This is a genomic window from Pseudomonas sp. MDT1-85 (genome assembly GCF_054898065.1).
Genome location: NZ_CM142715.1, coordinates 1198318 through 1217064 on the forward strand (window position 1 = coordinate 1198318; position 18747 = coordinate 1217064).

At 59.6% G+C, this 18747-nt stretch carries 15 protein-coding genes; 4 read left to right on the forward strand and 11 right to left on the reverse strand.

The genetic code is table 11. The features are described from left to right. Nucleotides 1–75: 75 nt before the first annotated feature. Both ACYZT2_RS05290 and ACYZT2_RS05295 read right to left on the reverse strand, forming a co-directional pair. A complete protein-coding gene (locus tag ACYZT2_RS05290; protein ID WP_461970704.1) occupies nucleotides 76–2604 on the reverse strand; it encodes a PepSY domain-containing protein in 2529 nt (842 codons plus the stop codon). A 294-nt stretch (nucleotides 2605–2898) separates the two neighbouring features. Next, nucleotides 2899–5157, reverse strand: a complete 2259-nt coding sequence (locus tag ACYZT2_RS05295) for a TonB-dependent receptor (RefSeq protein WP_461970706.1) — start codon at nucleotides 5155–5157, stop codon at nucleotides 2899–2901. Nucleotides 5158–5363: 206 nt separating this feature from the next. Here ACYZT2_RS05295 and ACYZT2_RS05300 point away from each other — a divergent pair, with 206 nt between their 5' ends. Both ACYZT2_RS05300 and ACYZT2_RS05305 read left to right on the forward strand, forming a co-directional pair. Next, a complete protein-coding gene (locus ACYZT2_RS05300) occupies nucleotides 5364–6044 on the forward strand; it encodes a Fe2+-dependent dioxygenase (protein ID WP_461970708.1) in 681 nt (226 codons plus the stop codon). A 57-nt stretch (nucleotides 6045–6101) separates the two neighbouring features. Continuing rightward, on the forward strand, nucleotides 6102–6788 hold the full coding sequence (locus ACYZT2_RS05305) for a tetratricopeptide repeat protein (RefSeq protein WP_461972996.1): 687 nt from the start codon (nucleotides 6102–6104) through the stop codon (nucleotides 6786–6788). 165 nt (nucleotides 6789–6953) lie between these two features. Here ACYZT2_RS05305 and ACYZT2_RS05310 read toward each other — a convergent pair whose 3' ends face one another. From ACYZT2_RS05310 to ACYZT2_RS05330, 5 genes are all read right to left on the reverse strand, one after another. After that, nucleotides 6954–8117 carry a type III PLP-dependent enzyme gene (locus ACYZT2_RS05310; RefSeq protein WP_033058084.1) on the reverse strand — a complete coding sequence of 388 codons (1164 nt, stop codon included), beginning with the start codon at nucleotides 8115–8117 and terminating at the stop codon, nucleotides 6954–6956. A 482-nt stretch (nucleotides 8118–8599) separates the two neighbouring features. Beyond that, entirely contained in the window at nucleotides 8600–9757 is a 1158-nt protein-coding gene (locus ACYZT2_RS05315) for an osmoprotectant ABC transporter ATP-binding protein OsmV (protein WP_461970710.1), read from the reverse strand. After that, a complete protein-coding gene (locus ACYZT2_RS05320) occupies nucleotides 9754–10407 on the reverse strand; it encodes an ABC transporter permease (protein WP_007900392.1) in 654 nt (217 codons plus the stop codon). The genes ACYZT2_RS05315 and ACYZT2_RS05320 overlap by 4 nt, the downstream gene beginning before the upstream one ends. 12 nt (nucleotides 10408–10419) lie before the next feature. Beyond that, nucleotides 10420–11313 carry a glycine betaine ABC transporter substrate-binding protein gene (locus ACYZT2_RS05325; RefSeq protein ID WP_461970713.1) on the reverse strand — a complete coding sequence of 298 codons (894 nt, stop codon included), beginning with the start codon at nucleotides 11311–11313 and terminating at the stop codon, nucleotides 10420–10422. A gap of 20 nt (nucleotides 11314–11333) precedes the next feature. After that, nucleotides 11334–12050: an ABC transporter permease gene (locus ACYZT2_RS05330; RefSeq protein WP_461970715.1), complete on the reverse strand. Its 717-nt coding sequence runs from the start codon at nucleotides 12048–12050 to the stop codon at nucleotides 11334–11336. 422 nt (nucleotides 12051–12472) lie between these two features. Here ACYZT2_RS05330 and ACYZT2_RS05335 point away from each other — a divergent pair, with 422 nt between their 5' ends. Both ACYZT2_RS05335 and ACYZT2_RS05340 read left to right on the forward strand, forming a co-directional pair. Then, nucleotides 12473–14056 carry a peptide chain release factor 3 gene (locus ACYZT2_RS05335; protein ID WP_007942808.1) on the forward strand — a complete coding sequence of 528 codons (1584 nt, stop codon included), beginning with the start codon at nucleotides 12473–12475 and terminating at the stop codon, nucleotides 14054–14056. 333 nt (nucleotides 14057–14389) lie between these two features. Continuing rightward, nucleotides 14390–14605: a hypothetical protein gene (locus ACYZT2_RS05340; protein WP_461970717.1), complete on the forward strand. Its 216-nt coding sequence runs from the start codon at nucleotides 14390–14392 to the stop codon at nucleotides 14603–14605. 189 nt (nucleotides 14606–14794) lie between these two features. Here ACYZT2_RS05340 and ACYZT2_RS05345 read toward each other — a convergent pair whose 3' ends face one another. The 4 genes from ACYZT2_RS05345 to ACYZT2_RS05360 are packed head-to-tail and all read right to left on the reverse strand — an operon-like array spanning nucleotide 14795 to nucleotide 18686. Continuing rightward, nucleotides 14795–15775 carry a peptide ABC transporter ATP-binding protein gene (locus ACYZT2_RS05345; RefSeq protein WP_461970719.1) on the reverse strand — a complete coding sequence of 327 codons (981 nt, stop codon included), beginning with the start codon at nucleotides 15773–15775 and terminating at the stop codon, nucleotides 14795–14797. Continuing rightward, on the reverse strand, nucleotides 15775–16743 hold the full coding sequence (locus ACYZT2_RS05350) for an ABC transporter ATP-binding protein (RefSeq protein ID WP_305423576.1): 969 nt from the start codon (nucleotides 16741–16743) through the stop codon (nucleotides 15775–15777). Before ACYZT2_RS05350 ends, ACYZT2_RS05345 begins: the two co-directional genes overlap by 1 nt. A gap of 10 nt (nucleotides 16744–16753) precedes the next feature. Next, complete coding sequence (locus ACYZT2_RS05355) at nucleotides 16754–17665, reverse strand: ABC transporter permease subunit (RefSeq protein WP_461970721.1); 912 nt, start codon at nucleotides 17663–17665, stop codon at nucleotides 16754–16756. Between the two features lie 10 nt (nucleotides 17666–17675). After that, nucleotides 17676–18686, reverse strand: coding sequence for an ABC transporter permease subunit (locus ACYZT2_RS05360; RefSeq protein ID WP_007900379.1), 1011 nt, complete (start codon nucleotides 18684–18686; stop codon nucleotides 17676–17678). Nucleotides 18687–18747: the final 61 nt, after the last annotated feature.

Sequence of the window (18747 nt, forward strand, 5' to 3'; positions counted from 1 at the left end):
CCTGACAGCCAACATATTAGTTGAATGTAATACCGTTATCGCGAGCAGGCTCGCTCCCACAGGGGATCAATGGTGTCAGTAGACGTCGCGGCGATACCGGCCTTGTTCGATCAGCCGGTCGACTTCTTCAATGCCGAGCAATTCGTTGAGCGCGTGATCCACCCCTGAAGCCATCCCCTGCAAACTGCCGCAGATGTAAATCACGGCGCCATCGGCCAGCCACTTTTTCAGCTCGTCAGCAGATTCGCGCAGGCGATCCTGCACATAGATTTTCTCGGCCTGATCCCGGGAGAACGCAAGGTCCAGTCGTTCCAGATCCCCGGCAGTCAACCATTCCTCAAGCTCTGCGCGGCACAGGTAGTCGTGCTCGCGATTACGCTCACCGAACAGTAGCCAGTGACGCTGCTGCCCGTCGGCAATCCGTGCCTTGAGCAAACTGCGTAAGCCGGCCAGCCCGGTGCCGTTGCCCAGCAGGATCATCGGGACTGGTTCGTTCGGTAGATGGAAACCACTGTTGCGTCGTACTCGCAGGCTGATGCTGCTACCCACGGGAGCGTGTTCGGTCAACCAGCCGGAACCGACGCCCAGGCTGCCGTCGGCGTGCAATTCCTGGCGCACGATCAATTCCAGCACGCCGTCGGCGGCAATTGAGGCGATGGAGTATTCGCGCATGGCCAACGGCACCAGGGCGTCCGCCAGTGCTTGCGCGTGCAGGCCGACCAGATGAGCGCGGTTCTCGGGCAGTTGACGGCTGGCGAGGGCTTGTTCCAGCGTTTGCGACAGGCCATCGAACTCAACCGTGGCCCGACCGTCAATCCCCAGGCCGTCGAGGAAATGCTCGATGGCCCACGGACAATTGCGCGGCAGCACTTCCACCAGATCACCGGCCAGCCAGCTGCTGGTGGTGGGGGCGCTGAGGCCGAGCAAATACACGGGCGAACCGCTGCTGTCCGGGTTCATCAATTCGCGGTGGGTCAGGGTCCAGTTGTCGTAGCTTGGCGCTTGCCAGGTATCCACCGGCGCCTGGCCCGTCAGCTGGCCGAGTTGCTGTTGCCAGTGGCGCAGGGCGTAGGGGTCACCGCTGTCGACTTCCACCGGGGCGAACAAGGTCTTTCCGCCGTGCTCGCCCAGCCAGGTGTGCAAGCGGCGGGCGAAGCCGCAGAAGTGTTGATACTGGCGGTCACCGAGGCCGAGCACGGCATAGTTAAGGCTGTCGAAGCTCAGCGCCCGACCCAGCACTTTGCGTTCGAATCCTCGGGCGCTGTCCGGCGCTTCACCGTCGCCGAAGGTGCTGACCACAAACAGCGCGTTGCTGGAATCCTGCAGGTCCTGTTCGCTGACATTCGCCAACGGTTGAACCTTCACCGGCAACCCGGCAGCCTGCAATTGCCCCGCGGTCTGCCAAGCCAGTTGTTCCGCGAACCCGCTCTGACTGGCGAAGCCAATCAGCCATGCCGGCGCATCACTGCCCGGTTGCGCGAGGCCTTTGCGGGCGTCCTTGATCTGACGTTTCTTGTGTCGACGGTCCAGGTACAGCAACCAGCCAGTGATGAAAAACAGTGGCATGGCCAGCGCGGCGATCGTCACCATTATCCGCCCGATAATCCCGAAATAACTGCCAACGTGCAGCGCGTAAATACTGGTCAGCAGCTGCGCCTTGAGGCTCTTGTCGCTGTAGCGGTCATGACGGCTGACGATGCCGGTCGCCGGATCGAGGGTGAGCTGGTTCCGTGCCTGGTCGTGGGGTGAGTTCTTCAGCAGGTAGAACACCGTTGCCGGTTGCCCGGCCACGGGCGGCATACGAACGTTGTAGGACGAAAGACCAGGGCCGGCGGCGCTGTAGATGCTGCTCCATATTGCCGCGTAATCGGCAGTGGGGGCCGGGCCGTTAGGCGCAGGACCGCGACCACTGCGCACTCGTTCGTTCTGCGGCGAATCGGAAAGCAGCCGGGTCAGGCCTTTGTTGTACCACTCGTACGACCAGGACAGCCCAGTCAGTGCCGCCAAAAGGTAGAACACCAGGCACCAGGTACCGGCCACCGAGTGCAGATCCCAGTTGAAGCTGCGACCCTTTTTATTCCAGTCGAGGGTCAGCCACGCGCGCCAGCTTTTCCACTGGCGCGGCCAGCGCAGGTACAGGCCGGACAGGCAGAAGAACAGCAGAATCAGCGTACAGGCGCCGGTGATCTGCCGGCCGATATCGCCCATGGCCAGGACCCGGTGCAGTTGCAGCATCAGGCCAAAGAAATCCTGGCCCGTGACGTCGCCCATGAACTCGCCGGTGTACGGATCGAAGTAACGCATAGGCCCGCGACGTTCACCGGGTGGTGCCGTGAAGATCACCCGCGCGGCGTTACCGCTGTCGGTCTCGACCCAGAGCATCGAGACTTTTTTGCCCGAAGCACCTTCGATTTTTTCCACCAGCTCGGCAGGCGGCAGTACGCCGGCAATCTGCTTCTCGACGTGCAGTACAGAGGGATTCAACGCCCGCAGGATTTCATCCTGGAACGATACCGCCGCCCCGGTGATGCCCATCAGGGCCAGGACCAGTCCGGCGCTGATGCCGAAAAACCAGTGCAACTGGAACAGGGATTTCTTCAACACGTCGCTCGCCTTGTTCGTTCAAAAGTCATCATCACGGCGCGTATTATGCCGTGAGTTGTCGAGAAGCATTCTTTTTTACACACAAAAGCCCCGTTCACTTCGATGAACGGGGCTTTGGCCTAATGCAAGTCAGTTAAGGGTAAATCGGACCTGTAGGAGCCAGGCTTGCCGGCGAAGGCGTCCTTAAGAGCGCCTTCGCCGGCAAGTCGGATCGCCGCACCGCTGGCACCTACGAAAAGCGGTTCATTCGTTTAACTGACTGGCATTGGGGCTTTGGCCTTCATGTTTCTGTTATCAGAAGTGGAAGTTGGCACTCAGCAGGGCGGTACGACCCGCCGCCACGTGGGCGTAGTGGTTCTGGAGTATCTGGTCGAAGTAACGCTTGTCGGTCAGGTTCTGTACGTTGAGTTGCAGGTCGACGTTCTTGGTCAGGCGGTAGCTGGCCATCGCGTCGTAACGCCAGTAAGACGGGATCTCCACCGAGTTGGCGACGTTGCCGAACTGGGAATCGACGTAGGTCGCACCGGCACCGACGGTCAACTTGTCCGGCACCAGATCGTAGGTCGACCAGAACGTGAAGTTGTTCTGTGGTGTGCTTGGCATGTGGTTGCCTTCATCGGCGGCGAGGGTGGTTTTGACCACTTCGCTGTCCATGTAGGTGTAGCCGCCGAAGACTCTCCAGTTACGGGTCAGCTTGCCGGCGTAGCTCAGTTCCAGACCATTGACCTGCTGTTCACCGTCCAGTACTTGCGTGGTGCCGCCGTCAGGATCGTTGATCCGCGCGTTGGTTTTCTCGGTACGGAACAGTGCGGCGGTCAGCGACAGGTCGTCACCGAAGAAGTCCCACTTGGTGCCGATTTCGTAGTTGCGGTTCTTTTCCGGGTCCAGACTGCTGTTGTTCGCTGCCAGTTCAAGGCTACCGTTGCCGCTGGTTTCGCCGGCCGGGTTGCTGGAGGTCGAGTAGGCCGCGTAGATGCTGCCGTTAGGCAACGGGTTGTAGACCACGCCGATCTGGTAGTTCACCAGGTCGCTGGTGTTCGCGCGGGAGAAGTCGTTCGCTGGCGCTGTGCTGCTGGCGTTGGCGTGGCCGCTGGATTCGACCTGGTAGTTGTCATAACGCAGGCCCAGGTTCAGGGACCATTGCTCGTTGAACTTCAGGGTGTCGAACGCGTAGGCCGCGGCGGTTTTGGTGTTGGTGTCAGTGAACGCGGCGCTGTCGGTGATCCTGCCCTTCCAGTTATCCCCAGGTGTCGGGTTATACAGGCTGGTGCAATCGCCGGAGTTGAACAGGGCGCGGTTGCATCGAGTGCCGCTGGCGGTGGAGGTCAGGATGTACGGACGGTTGTGGGTGTCCTGATAGGAAAACTCCAGGCCGGTCACCAGGCTGTGCTCGATGGAGCCGGTGTTGAACTTGGCGCTCAGGTCGGTCTGGTTGATCCAGCCGCTGGACGTCGAGTTACGGCTCTTCGCGCCACGGTACACGTTGCCATTGACCACGTTGCCCTTGCTGTCGTCCGGGTTGGTGACGATGTAGTCCAGGGTCGAACGGGACATGCGGAAGCTGTTCGACACGGTCAGGTCTTCATTCAGATCGTGCTCGATCTTGAGGGTGCCGCTGTCATTGGTGGTCTGGCGAAAGTCGCGACCGGTGAGGCCGTAGAAGTTGTCGCGGTCAACGTTGGCCGGCTTGTCGACGTTGTACTTGCTGCGGTTGGGGCTCAAGGTTAACGGGATGCCGTAGTCGGGCATGTCGTCGGTTTCGACGTGGTAGTAACCGACGGTCAAGCGGGTGTCGGTGCCCAGTCCAAACGCGAAGGACGGTGCGACGCCCCAGCGACTGACGTCCACGGTATCACGGCCGGCGATGTTGGCTTCGTGCTTCATCAGGTTCAAGCGCAAGGCCGAGGTGTCGGTCATCTGCTGGTTCAGATCAAGGGTGGTGCGCTTGGTCTGGTCCGAGCCCCAAGTGAAGCCGCCGTTGTAGGAATTGCCCAGCTTGGGGGTCTTGCTCACCAGGTTCAGGCTGCCACCGGTGGAACCGGCGCCGGTGAAGGCTGAGCCCGGGCCCTTGCTGACTTCGATCGATTCAACGTTGAAGATCTCGCGGCTCTGGGACGCCGGGTCGCGCATGCCATCGACAAACGTGTCGCTTTCGGCGTTGAAGCCGCGAATGATCGGACGATCGCCCGCCGGGTTGCCACCTTCACCGGCACCGAAGGTGATGCCCGGGGTGGTGCGTAGCGCGTCGACCAAGCTGGTGGCGCCGGTGTCGCGAATCACTTGTTGCGGGATCACGGTGACGCTTTTTGGCGTCTCGCGCAGGGGCGCGGTGTACTTCTTGGAGGCCGAAGTATCGGTCTTGTAGGAGGTGACATTCTGCTCGCCCACAACGCTGGTCGCGTCCAGGGAAATCGCATTGTTCGGTGCTTTTTCGTCGGTCTTCTCGGCCGCGAAAACCATATGGCCCGCAGAGCCGGCAGTGATCGCCACGCCAATTGCAGACGCGAGCAAACGCGGTGAACCGACCGTTAATTGTAGTTGTTCGCGTGACATGTGAATTCCCCTCCCCAAGGATTTGAGGCCGCGGAATATAGGGTAAATACGTATTTGTATCAATTGCGAAACGTTACTATTCGTGATTGATTTACATTCTTTACAATTTACCTTTACGGTTTTTACCGTTTCATTCGTCGCACCGGTTTTACACGGGCAATAAGAATCAATACCATTGGCGCCCCTTTGCCCTCAGGTGTCTTTCCATGTTGCTGCACATTCCCGGCGTGTTTGCGAAAGAAGAAGTGCAGCGCATTCGCGAGGCCCTGACGCAGGCGGATTGGGCCGATGGCAAAATCACCGCCGGTTACCAGTCGGCCAAGGCCAAGCACAATCTGCAACTGCCGGAAGGGCATCCCTTGGCCAAGGAAATCGGTGCTGCGATGCTCGAACGGTTGTGGAAAAATCCACAGTTCATGTCGGCGGCATTACCGCATAAGGTCTTCCCACCGTTACTGAACTGTTACACGGCTGGCGGCAGTTTCGACTTTCACATCGACAACGCCGTGCGTCAGCCCAAGGGCAGCATCGAGCGAGTGCGCACCGACCTGTCGGCGACGCTGTTCTTCAGTGAACCGGAGGACTACGACGGCGGCGAACTGGAAATCCAGGACACCTTCGGCACCCAGCGCGTGAAATTGCCGGCTGGCGACATGGTCCTGTATCCCGGGACCGGCCTGCATAAGGTCAACGCCGTCACTCGCGGTACCCGTTATGCCTCGTTTTTCTGGACGCAAAGCCTGGTGCGTGAAGACAGCCAGCGCGCCTTGCTTTTGGAGCTGGATGGGGCGATTCAACAGCTGACCCAGGACATGCCCGACCATCCCTCATTGATCCGCCTGACCGGCACCTATCACAACCTGTTGCGTCGCTGGGTCGAGGTGTAAGTGACGGACTTTCGGTTGCACCGCGAGGAAATCCTCGACGGCGACCGCCTCAAATCGATGCTCGAAGAAAGCCCGGCGCGCGCAGCCCAGGCAATTCTGATCGCCGCCCGTGAAGGCGTGCTCGATGCCCAGGCATTGCTGGGGCAGATCCTGCTGGACGGGCGAGGCATTGAGCAGGATCAGCCGCTAGCCGTGCGCTGGTTCGAGATCGCCACCCAAGGCGGACACTCGATGGCGCGCAACATGCTCGGCCGTTGCCATGAACATGGCTGGGGTTGCATCGCCGATGCTTCGATAGCCGCGGGGCACTATCGTGTTGCCGCTGAAATCGGACTGGATTGGGCGATGTACAACTACGCCAATCTGCTGGCCACTGGTCGTGGCGTGATCGAGGATCAGGTGCAAGCGCTGAGCCTTTATCGCCGCGCCGCTGAACTGGGCCATGCAAAGTCGATGAACCTGCTGGGGCGCTATCTGGAAGAGGGGCGGGTTTGCCTGACTGATCCGCAAGCAGCCCGTGACTGGTATCGACGCTCGGCGGTCGGCGGGGATTTTCGTGGGCAATTCAGTTATGCCGCTGTTCTGGCGGATGAAGGGAACGTCGACGAAGCCTTGGTCTGGCTGCGTAAGGCCCTAGACGGCGGGAATCTGAATTTTTTGCGCGTGGCGAGCAAGACACTGCTTAACGCAGATAATCCACAAATTCGTGAGTTGGCCAAAGACTACTCGCAACGCTGCGCATAGGAGCTGCCGAAGGCTGCGATCTTTTGATTTTTATTTTAAGAGCAAGATCAAAAGATCGCAGCCTTCGGCAGCTCCTACAGGGAAAATGCGTGTTTCCTGAGGCGTATTTCAGGCACAAAAAAGCCCATGACACGTCATGGGCTTTTTGATTTCTGCGCGTGATTTTTACACGTAGAACGACTTCAGTGGCGGGAAACCATTGAATTCAACTGCGCTATAGCTCGTGGTGTAAGCACCGGTCGACAACCAGTACAAACGATCACCGATGGCCAGGTTCAGCGGCAGACCGTACTTGTAGTTTTCGTACATGATGTCGGCGCTGTCGCAGGTTGGGCCGGCGATGACCACTTCTTCCATCTCGCCTTTCTTCTCGGTCCAGATCGGGAACTTGATGGCTTCGTCCATGGTTTCGATCAGGCCGGAGAATTTGCCCACGTCCGTGTACACCCATCGTTCAACGGCGGTACGGGATTTACGCGCCACCAGCACCACTTCGCTGACCAGAATGCCGGCGTTGGCGATCAGCGAACGGCCCGGTTCCAGGATGATTTCCGGCAGCTCGTCGCCGAAGTCTTCCTTGAGGAAACGGATGATTTCTTCAGCGTAGGTTTCCAGGCTGTTGGTGCGGGTGATGTAGTTGGCCGGGAAGCCGCCGCCCATGTTGATCAGCTTCAGGTGAATGCCGTCTTCTTCTTTCAGGCGTTCGAAGATCACTTTGACCTTGGCGATCGCCGCGTCCCAGACGCTGATATCGCGCTGTTGCGAGCCAACGTGGAACGAGATGCCGTACGGCACCAGGCCCAGGTCGCGAGCGAGGATCAGCAGGTCCATGGCCATGTCGGTCTGGCAGCCGAATTTGCGCGACAGAGGCCAGTCGGCGGTGGTCGAGCCTTCGGTGAGGATGCGCACGTAGACTTTCGAACCCGGTGCAGCCTTGGCGATGTTGCGCAGGTCGGCTTCGGAGTCGGTGGCATACAGACGCACGCCCTTCTCGTAGAAGTAGCGAATGTCCTTGGATTTCTTGATGGTGTTGCCGTAGCTGATGCGATCCGGGCCGACACCCTGGTTCATCACTTTGTCGAGCTCGTAGATCGAAGCGATGTCGAAGTTCGAGCCTTTCTCTTTGAGCAGGTCGATGATTTCAACGGCCGGGTTGGCCTTGACCGCGTAGTAGACCTTGGCGAATTCGAAACCGGCGCGCAGGTCGTCGTAGGCCTGGCTGATCATCGCGGTGTCGATCACCACGAACGGGGTTTCTTGTTTGTCGGCGAAGGCCTTCATTTTGTTGAAGGTATCGCGCGCGAAATAGTCTTCGACGTTGATCGACATGCTGGGAACTCCTACTGGCAAACTGAAATTAACAATGGGTGCAAATGAACGCCCTCCGTATCCCCACTTTGGTTCGCCTACTTCCCAAGGCATGTCGCCGAAAGCAAAAAGGCCACGGGAGGCGGTGCTTTCCCTTGGCCTTGCTGTCTCGTCGTCAGTACTTGAGCCGGATGGATCGTTTCCAGCATGGACGTTCGGCGCGAACTTTAGGGCGTGAGGGGCTTGAGATCAACAAAAAATGTCGCGTTTTTGCACGCTTCCGTCGTGCGGTCCCGGACAGCTACTGATGTAACCGACCTGCATGACAGTGTGATGTTCCCTTTGCAGGGATCTTTGAGGTGTTTCAGTGGAACTTGTGGTGCTCCATTCGCGAGCAAGCCCGCTCCCACATTGGATCTGCGACATTCCACAGTTTTGTGGCTGAACACGGACCAATGTGGGAGCGGGCTTGCTCCGGGCGGCGTTCCGACGAAGGCGCCAGATCAGGCGACAGCAGTCTCGGCCGGCGAAACAATACTGGTCTTGCCCCCACGGGACTTGCCGGAGCTCAAATACTCGGCAATCGATTCCTGTGTCACTTCCCCCAGGAACACCCGCTCCGCATCCATCACCGGCAACCACGAGCGGTTGAACTCGTACATGCGCGACAACAGAATGCGCAAATGCTCGTCGTAGGCCGCGGTGGCGTTGAACTCGCGCAGGTATTGCGTGCAGGTGCCGGTCTGGCGGTGCAGGTCGCGACGGCGCACGTAGCCCAAGGCTTTGTTCTCGGCACAGGTAACCACCACGTAGCGACGGTCCAGTTCGTCCATCAGTTCCAGCGCTTCGGCCACCGGAGTTCCCGGGCTCACTGACGGCGCGTTGTCCGCCGCGTCCTCGGCTTTCACCAGCAACAGACGCTTGAGGGTGCTGTCCTGGCCGACGAAGTTGCTGACAAAGTCATCCGCCGGGTGCGCCAGCAGCGTGTCCGGATGGTCGATTTGCAGCAGTTTGCCCGCGCGGAAAATCGCGATCTTGTCGCCGAGCTTGATCGCTTCGTCGATGTCGTGGCTGACCATGATCACGGTCTTGTTCAGCGCCCGTTGCATCTCGAAGAACTCGTTCTGAATCATCTCGCGGTTGATCGGGTCGACCGCGCCGAATGGTTCGTCCATCAACAACAGCGGCGCATCCGCCGCCAGCGCGCGAATCACGCCGATCCGTTGCTGCTGGCCACCGGACAACTCACGCGGATAGCGAGTCAGATACTGCTTGGGTTCGAGCTTGATCATGCTCATCAACTCGCGGGCGCGGTCGTGGCATTTCTGTTTGTCCCAGCCGAGCAGGCGCGGAACGATGGTGATGTTTTCCTCGATGGTCATGTTCGGGAACAGACCGATCTGCTGGATCACATAACCGATGTTGCGACGCAGGGTCACGGCATCGAGGTCGGTGGTGTCTTCGCCGTTGATCAGGATCTTGCCCGAGGTCGGTTTGATCAGGCGATTGATCATCTTCAGCGTGGTGCTTTTGCCGCAGCCCGATGGCCCCAGGAACACACAGATTTCGCCTTCATTGACGGTCAGGCTTACCGAGTCCACGGCTTTCACATCTTTGCCGTTGCTTTGGAAGGTCTTGCTGAGGTTTTGAAGTTCGATCATTTCAGGAGTCCTTTTGGGGTCAGCGTGCGTTGCAGCCATTGCAGAAGCAGGTCGGCGAAGATGGCCAGGAGACTGACCAGCACGGCGCCGACGATCAGCATCGACATGTCGCTGCGGCTGATGGAAGCGAGAATGAGTACACCGAGGCCACCGGCGCCGATGGTCGCGGCGATGGTCATCACGCCGATGTTCATCACCACGGCGGTGCGCACGCCGGCGAGGATCACCGGCACGGCAATCGGCAGTTCGACCATGCGCAGGCGCTGGCCGAAAGTCATGCCAATACCGCGCGCAGCCTCGCGAATACCCGGTTCGACGCCGGTCAGCGCCAAATAGGTGTTACGCATGATCGGCAGCAACGAGTACAGGAACACCGCGGTGATCGCCGGCATCGGGCCGAGGCCCTGACCGAACTTGGAGTAGAACGGCAGCAGCAGGCCGAACAGAGCAATCGATGGCACGGTCAGCAACACCGTAGCGCTGGCTTGCAACGGGCCGGCCAGTGTCGGGAAACGGGTCATCAGGATGCCCAGCGGCACGCCGACCAGAATCGCCAGGGTCACGGCGATGCCGACCAGGGTGATGTGCTGCCAAGTCAGGTGCAAAACCTGCGGCCAATCGAGATGGGAAAAAGCGTTCAAAAATTCCATGGCTTTTCCTCCTCAGTTGATGGGGTGCTGGCGCAGGAAATCTGCAGCAACGGATGAAGGACTTTCGTGATCGACATCGACCCGCGCGTTCAGTGCGCGCATGGTGGCGTCGTCGAACAGTTCGGCCAGCGGCTTGAGCTCTTCGGCGAGTTTCGGGTGGGCGTCGAGGTAAACCTGACGCACCACTGGCGCGGCGGTGTAGTCCGGGAAGTAGTGTTTGTCGTCTTCCAGCAACTTGAGCTTGAAGGCGTTCAAGCGACCGTCGGTGGTGTAGACCAGACCGGCAAACACCTGGCCATTGCGCAGGGCGGTGTAGACCAGCCCGGCATCCATCTGGCGGATGTTGTTGCGGGTCAGGTTCATGCCGTAGAGATCAACCATGCCATCGAGACCGTCGGAGCGGTTGGCGAACTCGGTGTCCAGGGCGACGAGGTGATGGGTCTTCGCCTCAGCCTGCAGCACCGTGTTCAGCTCGCTGATGGTGTTGATCTGCGGGTAAGCCTTCGCGGTGTTTTCTGGTAGGGCCAGGGCGTAGGTGTTGCTGAATTTCGACGGAGTCAGCCAGATCAGGCCTTTTTTCGCGTCGAGTTCTTTCACTCGGGCGTAAGACTGAGCGCTGTCGAGTTTGTCGGTGACGTGGTTGTAAGCCACCAGCGACACGCCGGTGTATTCCCACATCAAATCCAGCTGACCACTTTCGTGGGCGCTGCGAGCGAGGTTGCTGCCCAGACCGCCGGTCACCTGGGTTTCGTACCCCTTGGTGCGCAGGTATTGGGAAGTGATTTCCGCCAGCAGGGTTTGTTCGGTGAACACCCGGGCGCCGATGCGGATCACGGGTTTTTCAGCGGCTTGGGCAAATCCTGCGAACAGCAGAACGCAGCCTAGTAAAAAGCTAAATGTCTTCATGTTTATTCCTTTGCCGAGGCTTAAGACGGGCGCAAGCCGCGTTCGAGCCAGAGACGGCTGGCGAGTGTCAGCAGTCCGTCGAGCAGCAAGGCCAGCAGGGCGGTGCAGGCCGCGCCGAGCAGCAGTTGCGGCTGATTGTTCAGGGCGATGCCGGGGAAAATCAGGCTGCCCAGGCTGTTGGCGCCGATCAGGAACGCCAGCGGTGCGGTACCGACGTTGATCGCCAGGGCCACGCGCACACCACCGATGATGATCGGCACGGCGTTCGGCAGTTCGACCCGCCACAGCACCTGAGTCGGTGTCATGCCGATGCCGATGGCCGCTTCCTTGAGTGAACCCTGAACGTTTTTCAGGCCTTCATAGGTGTTGCGCACAATCGGCAACAGTGAGGCGAGGAACAAAGCGAAGATTGCCGGACCGCTGCCGATGCCGAGGATACCCAGGGCGATGGCCAGTACGGCGAGAGGCGGCACGGTGTTGCCGATGTTGAAGATCTGCATGAAGCGTTCGGCGCGTCCAACCATGGTCGGGCGGCTGAGGAAGATGCCGGCGGGTATGCCCACTACAAGGGCGGCCAGCATGGAAACGAGGACGAGAATCAGATGAGCTTGCAGGTAAAACAACAAATCGTCGCGGTACTGTTCGATCGTGTTGATGCCGATCCAGTGGATCAGCAGGGCCAGAAGGGCGACGACAACCGCACCTCCTATCAGCCCTTTGCCATAGCGAATAGCCACAGGCAGACTCCTTTTTCTTTGTCGGCGAACGCAGTCCCGTGGGGCATGCCATTCCTGGCTGCCGGGATTATCAACGTTCGCGAGAAGCAGCTCTTCATGCTGATGAAACCGCATGAGATCGAGCCATAAGCGCAGCCTCGTCAGGCCAACTTGCTGATTTTTCAGCCCCTGGTACGAGTGCCGTAACAGGGGAGTGGACGTCTGCACCTTTTAAAAGGTTCCATAATTAACAGCATTTAGCCACCCCTGTAGCAGCTGCCGAAGGCTGCGTCGGGTTGCGAAGCGACCCTTTGCGTTCCAAAACGAACGAAGGTCCTTCGGCCCTTAACGCAGCCTGCGGCAGCTGCTACACGGTGGTCCGTAGGTCACTTTTTAAGCTATACTCGCCGCCCTTTTTTGAATCACCTGCCAGGCGATTTCCCATGACCAAACAGGCCGCCGAAGTCGCGAAACGCCGCACTTTCGCCATTATTTCCCACCCCGATGCCGGTAAAACCACCATCACCGAGAAGCTCTTGCTGATGGGCAAGGCGATTGCGATTGCTGGCACGGTGAAATCTCGAAAATCCGACCGCCATGCCACCTCCGACTGGATGGAAATGGAAAAACAACGGGGTATTTCCATTACCACGTCGGTCATGCAGTTCCCGTATCGCGACCACATGATCAACCTGCTCGACACCCCGGGCCACGAAGACTTCTCCGAAGATACCTACCGCACTCTGACGGCAGTGGACTCGGCCTTGATGGTCCTCGACGGCGGTAAGGGTGTAGAGCCACGGACCATCGCGCTGATGGACGTCTGCCGTCTGCGTGACACGCCGATCGTCAGCTTCATCAACAAGCTCGACCGTGACATCCGCGACCCGATCGAACTGCTCGACGAAATCGAAGCGGTCCTGAAGATCAAGGCGGCGCCGATCACCTGGCCGATCGGTTGCTACCGTGACTTCAAGGGCGTTTATCACCTCGCCGACGACTACATCATCGTCTACACCGCTGGTCACGGCCACGAGCGCACCGACGTAAAAATCATCGAGAAGCTCGACTCCGATGAAGCCCGCGCGCACTTGGGCGACGAGTACGATCGCTTCGTTGATCAGCTGGAACTGGTGCAGGGCGCCTGCCACGAATTCAATCAACAGGAATTCCTCGACGGCCAACTGACGCCGGTGTTCTTCGGTACCGCACTGGGCAACTTCGGTGTCGATCACGTGCTCGACGCCGTGGTCAACTGGGCGCCGAAACCGCTGGCCCGTGTCGCCAACGAACGCACCGTGGAACCGGTTGAAGAGAAATTCGCCGGCTTCGTGTTCAAGATTCAAGCGAACATGGACCCGAAACACCGCGACCGAATCGCCTTCATGCGTATCTGCTCCGGCAAATACGAAAAAGGCATGAAAATGCGCCACGTGCGCACCGGCAAAGACGTGCGGATCGGCGATGCGCTGACCTTCTTCTCCTCTGAGCGTGAGCAGCTGGAAGAAGCGTTTGCCGGCGACATCATCGGTTTGCACAACCACGGCACCATCCAGATCGGCGACACCTTCACCGAAGGCGAAGTCCTGGGCTTCACCGGCATTCCGCACTTCGCCCCGGAACTGTTCCGTCGCGTGCGTCTGCGTGATCCGCTGAAATCCAAGCAACTGCGTCAGGGCTTGCAGCAATTGGCGGAAGAGGGCGCGACCCAGGTGTTCTTCCCCGAGCGCAGCAACGACATCATCCTCGGCGCCGTCGGTGTGCTGCAGTTCGATGTGGTCGCCAGCCGTTTGAAAGAGGAATACAAGGTCGAGTGCTCGTATGAGCCGATCACTGTTTATTCCGCGCGCTGGATTGATTGCGACGATAAGAAGAAGCTCGAGGAATTCCGGGTCAAGGCCGTGGAAAACCTTGCGGTCGATGGCGGTGGTCACCTGACCTACCTGGCCCCGACGCGGGTCAACCTGGCGCTGATGGAAGAGCGCTGGCCGGATGTGAAATTCCGTGCGACGCGTGAGCATCACTAATCGCTGAGCTGTAACACCCAAAGCCCCGATGCGTAAGCCTCGGGGCTTTTTTATTGACCACTATTCCACTGTGGGAGCGAGCCTGCTCGCGATAGCGGTCTGGCATTCAGACATGTGTCGACTGGCTGTCCGCGATCGCGAGCAGGCTCGCTCCCACAGGGCGCATCATCGTTAGTGGGGTTGGATATAACTCTTATTCCAAACCAATCTCTCTGCCAACGGGGTTTTCTGCTACCCGGTAGCGTCCTGTCTGGAGAACCCGGTCAATCGGAACTAAATTTCACTCAGTACCTTTCAGGCATCCACGTCACCCCACAAAGGATGGAATCGACTATGAGTATTTATCAACGCATTGTGTTGTTGCTTAAGGTTTTGGTGATGCTGTCCCTCGGCACGTCGGCGGTGGCGTGGGCAGAATGTGAGAACCATGAAAAACAGGCCTTGAACGGGCAAGGCGGGCACAGCGAACTGATGATCGCTGCGACCGAAGCAGACGATGACGACCCAGACGCCGATGAGGAAGAGGATGAGGAAGACAAGCAAACGTAAATGAGGGACAAAAGAAAACCCCTCCTGCCGGACTGATGTGCAATCGAAGCAGAAGGGGGTGGTCAACGCTTCAGATATTTTGTGCCGCTCAATACCTGTGGGAGCGAGCCTGCTCGCGATGGCGTCATACCCGTCGACATTAATGCCGACTGATACACCGCTATCGCGAGCAGGCTCGCTCCCACATTGTTACGCTGCGCCGTCGAGGAATTGCTCGGCGTAGTGACAAGCCACCTGGCGGGTGTCGAGCAGACGCAGGGGCGGCTCTTCGACGCTGCAGCGTTCGGTCGCGTATGGGCAGCGCTTGTGGAAAGCGCAGCCGGACGGCGGGTTCAGCGGGTTCGGCAATTCGCCGACGATCTTGATTTTCGGCTTGTCCGGATCCGGGTGGATGGTCGGAGTGGCCGACAACAGCGCCTGGGTGTATGGGTGCAGAGGGCGGGTGTAGATGTCCTCTTTCGGCCCCATTTCCACCGGGCGACCGAGGTACATCACCATCACGTGATCGGCAACGTGACGCACCACGGCCAGGTTGTGGGAGATGAACACGTAGGCGGTGTTGAACTCTTGCTGCAAATCCATGAACAGGTTGAGCACCTGCGCCTGAATCGACACGTCCAGCGCCGAGGTCGGTTCGTCCGCCACCAGCACTTTCGGTTGGAGCATCATCGCGCGGGCCAGGGCAATCCGCTGGCGCTGACCGCCGGAAAACATGTGCGGATAGCGCTGGTAGTGCTCGGGACGCAAGCCCACCTGTTTCATCATCGCCTGGACTTTGTCGCGACGTTCCGAGGCGCTGAGGTTGGTGTTGATCAGCAGTGGCTCGGCGAGTTGATCACCGACTTTCTGCCGTGGGTTCAGCGACGCGTACGGGCTCTGGAACACCATCTGCACGTCTTTGCGCAGTTGCTTGCGCTGAGCCTTGTCGGCACCAGCGACTTCCTGCCCGGCGATTTTCAAAGAGCCGGAGGACGGTTCTTCGATTAGCGTCAGGGCACGGGCCAGGGTGGATTTGCCGCAACCCGACTCGCCCACAACGGCGAGGGTCTTGCCGGCTTCCAGTTCGAACGACACACCGTTGAGGGCGCGCACGGTCGCATGACCCTTGAACAGGCCACGGGACACTTCGTAGTGACGGGTCAGGTCGCGGGCGGTAAGTACGACGGCCATTACGCCACCTCCTGATTCAACGGGTAGAAGCAGCGGGCGAGGCTGTTGCTTTTCGGGTCAAGGGCCGGACGCTGGGTGCGGCAGTTGTCCTGCACGTAGGGGCAGCGCGGCGACAACAGGCAGCCTTGCGGGCGGTCGTAACGACCGGGAACGATGCCCGGCAGCGTCGACAGGCGCGCGGCACCGAGACTGTGTTCCGGAATGGCCTTGAGCAGTGCTTCGCTGTACGGGTGCGCCGGAATGTCGAACAGTTGTGGCACCTGACCGACTTCCACCGCTTGGCCGGCGTACATCACGCACACGCGCTGGGCGGTTTCGGCCACGACCGCGAGGTCGTGGGTGATCAGCACCAGGCCCATGTCCTGCTCTTTTTGCAGGGCCAGCAGCAGGTCCATGATCTGCGCCTGAATCGTTACGTCGAGTGCGGTGGTCGGTTCGTCGGCGATCAGCAGTTTCGGTTCGCCGGCAATCGCCATAGCGATTGCAACACGCTGGCTCATACCGCCGGAGAGTTGATGCGGGTAGGCGTCCATGCGGCTGGCGGCGCCCGGGATTTCCACTTTTTCCAGCAGTTCGATGGCGCGCTTGCGGGCGTCCTTTCTGGACATTTTCAGGTGCAGGCGCAGCACTTCTTCGATCTGGAAACCGACGGTGTAGCTCGGGTTCAGCGCGGTCATTGGGTCCTGAAACACCATGGCCAGGTCTTTGCCGACGATTTGCCGACGCTGACGGTTGCTGAGCTTGAGCATGTTCTTGCCGTCGAAATTCAGGGCGTCGGCGGTGACGATCCCCGGATGCTCGATCAGGCCCATCAGCGCCATCATGGTCACGGACTTGCCGGAACCCGATTCGCCAACGATGGCCAGCACTTCGCCTTTCTCCACGGTAATGTCGAGACCGTCGACCACCGGAACGGCGTTGGCGTCGCCGAAGCGAACGTTGAGATTCTTGATTTCTAACAGTGACATTTGAATCTCCTCAGGCGGCGTTCTTGAGTTTCGGGTCCAGCGCATCGCGCAGGCCGTCGCCCATCAAGTTGATTGCCAGCACGCTGAGCAAAATGGTCAAACCAGGCAAGCTCACCACCCACCAGGCACGTTCGATGTAGTCACGAGCCGAAGCCAGCATGGTGCCCCATTCAGGCGTTGGCGGTTGTACGCCAAGGCCGAGGAAGCCCAGTGCCGCGGCATCGAGAATCGCCGAGGAGAAACTCAAGGTGGCCTGAACAATCAGCGGCGCCATGCAGTTGGGCAGCACGGTGACGAACATCAGGCGTGGCAGTCCGGCACCAGCCAGGCGCGCGGCGGTCACGTAGTCGCGGTTCAGCTCGCCCATCACCGCGGCGCGGGTCAGACGAACATAGGACGGCAGGGACACCACGGCGATGGCGATCACGGTGTTGATCAGGCCAGGGCCGAGGATGGCGACAATCGCCACAGCCAGCAGCAGGGACGGCAGAGCCAGCATGATGTCCATCAGACGCATGATGGTCGGGCCGAGCACGCGCGGGAAAAACCCGGCCAGCAACCCCAGCAGAATGCCCGGGATCAGCGACATCACCACCGACGACAGGCCGATCAGCAGCGACAGACGCGAGCCCTGGATCAGACGCGACAGCAGGTCGCGACCGAGTTCATCGGTACCCAGCAGAAACTGGATCTGCCCGCCTTCCAGCCAGGCCGGCGGGGTCAACAGGAAGTCGCGGTATTGCTCGCTTGGGTCATGCGGTGCGACCCATGGGGCGAAGATCGCGCAGAAAACCACCAGCAGCATGAACATCAGGCCGGCGACGGCCCCTTTGTTTTTCGAGAATGCTTGCCAGAATTCTTTGTACGGAGACGGGTACAGCAGGCTTTGATCGACTGCTACCGGTGTAGTGAGAGTGGTCATGGTCTTGATCTCAGCGCTGATGACGGATGCGTGGGTTGGCAAAGCCGTAGAGGATGTCCACCACGAAGTTGACCAGAATCACCAGGCAGGCGATTAACAGGATGCCGTTCTGCACCACGGGATAGTCCCGTGCACCAATGGCTTCGATCAGCCATTTGCCGATGCCGGGCCAGGAGAAAATGGTTTCGGTCAGAACCGCACCGGCCAGCAGTGTGCCGACTTGCAGGCCGACCACGGTCAGCACCGGAATCAGTGCGTTACGCAGACCGTGAACGAACACCACGCGCGATGGCGACAGGCCTTTGGCGCGGGCGGTACGGATGTAGTCTTCACGCAGCACTTCGAGCATCGACGAGCGGGTCATCCGCGCGATCACCGCCAGCGGGATGGTGCCGAGCACGATGGCCGGCAGGATCAGGTGATGCAGGGCATCGAAGAACGCCCCGACGTCATCGGCCAGCAGCGTATCGATCAGCATGAAACCGGTGCGCGGCTCGATGTCGTAGAGCAGGTCGATCCGCCCGGACACCGGGGTCCAGCCCAGGCTCACCGAGAAGAACATGATCAGGATCAGGCCCCACCAGAAGATCGGCATCGAGTATCCCGCCAGGGAGATGCCCATCACCCCATGGTCGAACAGGGATCCTCGCTTGAGTGCCGCAATCACCCCGGCCAGAAGGCCCAGGATGCCGGCGAACAACAGGGCGGCCATGGACAATTCCAGGGTCGCGGGGAATAGAGAGCTGAACTCGGTCCAGACGCTTTCACGGGTACGCAGGGATTCGCCAAGGTCGCCGTGGGCCAACTTGCCGATGTAGTCCAGGTATTGGGCATACAGCGGTTTGTTCAGACCAAGGCGTTCCATTGCCTGGGCATGCATTTCGGGGTCGACCCGACGTTCGCCCATCATCACTTCCACGGGGTCGCCAGGAATCATGCGAATCAACGCGAAGGTCAGCAAGGTGATGCCGAAGAACGTGGGGATCAATAACCCCAATCGGCGGGCAATAAAACTAAACATCGTGTGGTGTACCTCATCAGCCGGTTAGGCGTGCCCGGCAGCGCTGGGGTCAGCGATGCCG

Excerpts from the sequence above, each read along its gene's own strand:
- ACYZT2_RS05310 (WP_033058084.1), bottom strand. The coding sequence starts at position 8,117 with ATGTCGATCAACGTCGAAGACTATTTCGCGCGCGATACCTTCAACAAA.
- ACYZT2_RS05295 (WP_461970706.1), bottom strand. The coding sequence starts at position 5,157 with ATGTCACGCGAACAACTACAATTAACGGTCGGTTCACCGCGTTTGCTC.
- ACYZT2_RS05300 (WP_461970708.1), top strand. The coding sequence starts at position 5,364 with ATGTTGCTGCACATTCCCGGCGTGTTTGCGAAAGAAGAAGTGCAGCGC.
- ACYZT2_RS05345 (WP_461970719.1), bottom strand. The coding sequence starts at position 15,775 with ATGGCCGTCGTACTTACCGCCCGCGACCTGACCCGTCACTACGAAGTG.
- ACYZT2_RS05360 (WP_007900379.1), bottom strand. The coding sequence starts at position 18,686 with ATGTTTAGTTTTATTGCCCGCCGATTGGGGTTATTGATCCCCACGTTC.
- ACYZT2_RS05315 (WP_461970710.1), bottom strand. The coding sequence starts at position 9,757 with ATGATCGAACTTCAAAACCTCAGCAAGACCTTCCAAAGCAACGGCAAA.
- ACYZT2_RS05350 (WP_305423576.1), bottom strand. The coding sequence starts at position 16,743 with ATGTCACTGTTAGAAATCAAGAATCTCAACGTTCGCTTCGGCGACGCC.
- ACYZT2_RS05355 (WP_461970721.1), bottom strand. The coding sequence starts at position 17,665 with ATGACCACTCTCACTACACCGGTAGCAGTCGATCAAAGCCTGCTGTAC.
- ACYZT2_RS05305 (WP_461972996.1), top strand. The coding sequence starts at position 6,102 with ATGCTCGAAGAAAGCCCGGCGCGCGCAGCCCAGGCAATTCTGATCGCC.
- ACYZT2_RS05325 (WP_461970713.1), bottom strand. The coding sequence starts at position 11,313 with ATGAAGACATTTAGCTTTTTACTAGGCTGCGTTCTGCTGTTCGCAGGA.
- ACYZT2_RS05340 (WP_461970717.1), top strand. The coding sequence starts at position 14,390 with ATGAGTATTTATCAACGCATTGTGTTGTTGCTTAAGGTTTTGGTGATG.
- ACYZT2_RS05335 (WP_007942808.1), top strand. The coding sequence starts at position 12,473 with ATGACCAAACAGGCCGCCGAAGTCGCGAAACGCCGCACTTTCGCCATT.
- ACYZT2_RS05320 (WP_007900392.1), bottom strand. The coding sequence starts at position 10,407 with ATGGAATTTTTGAACGCTTTTTCCCATCTCGATTGGCCGCAGGTTTTG.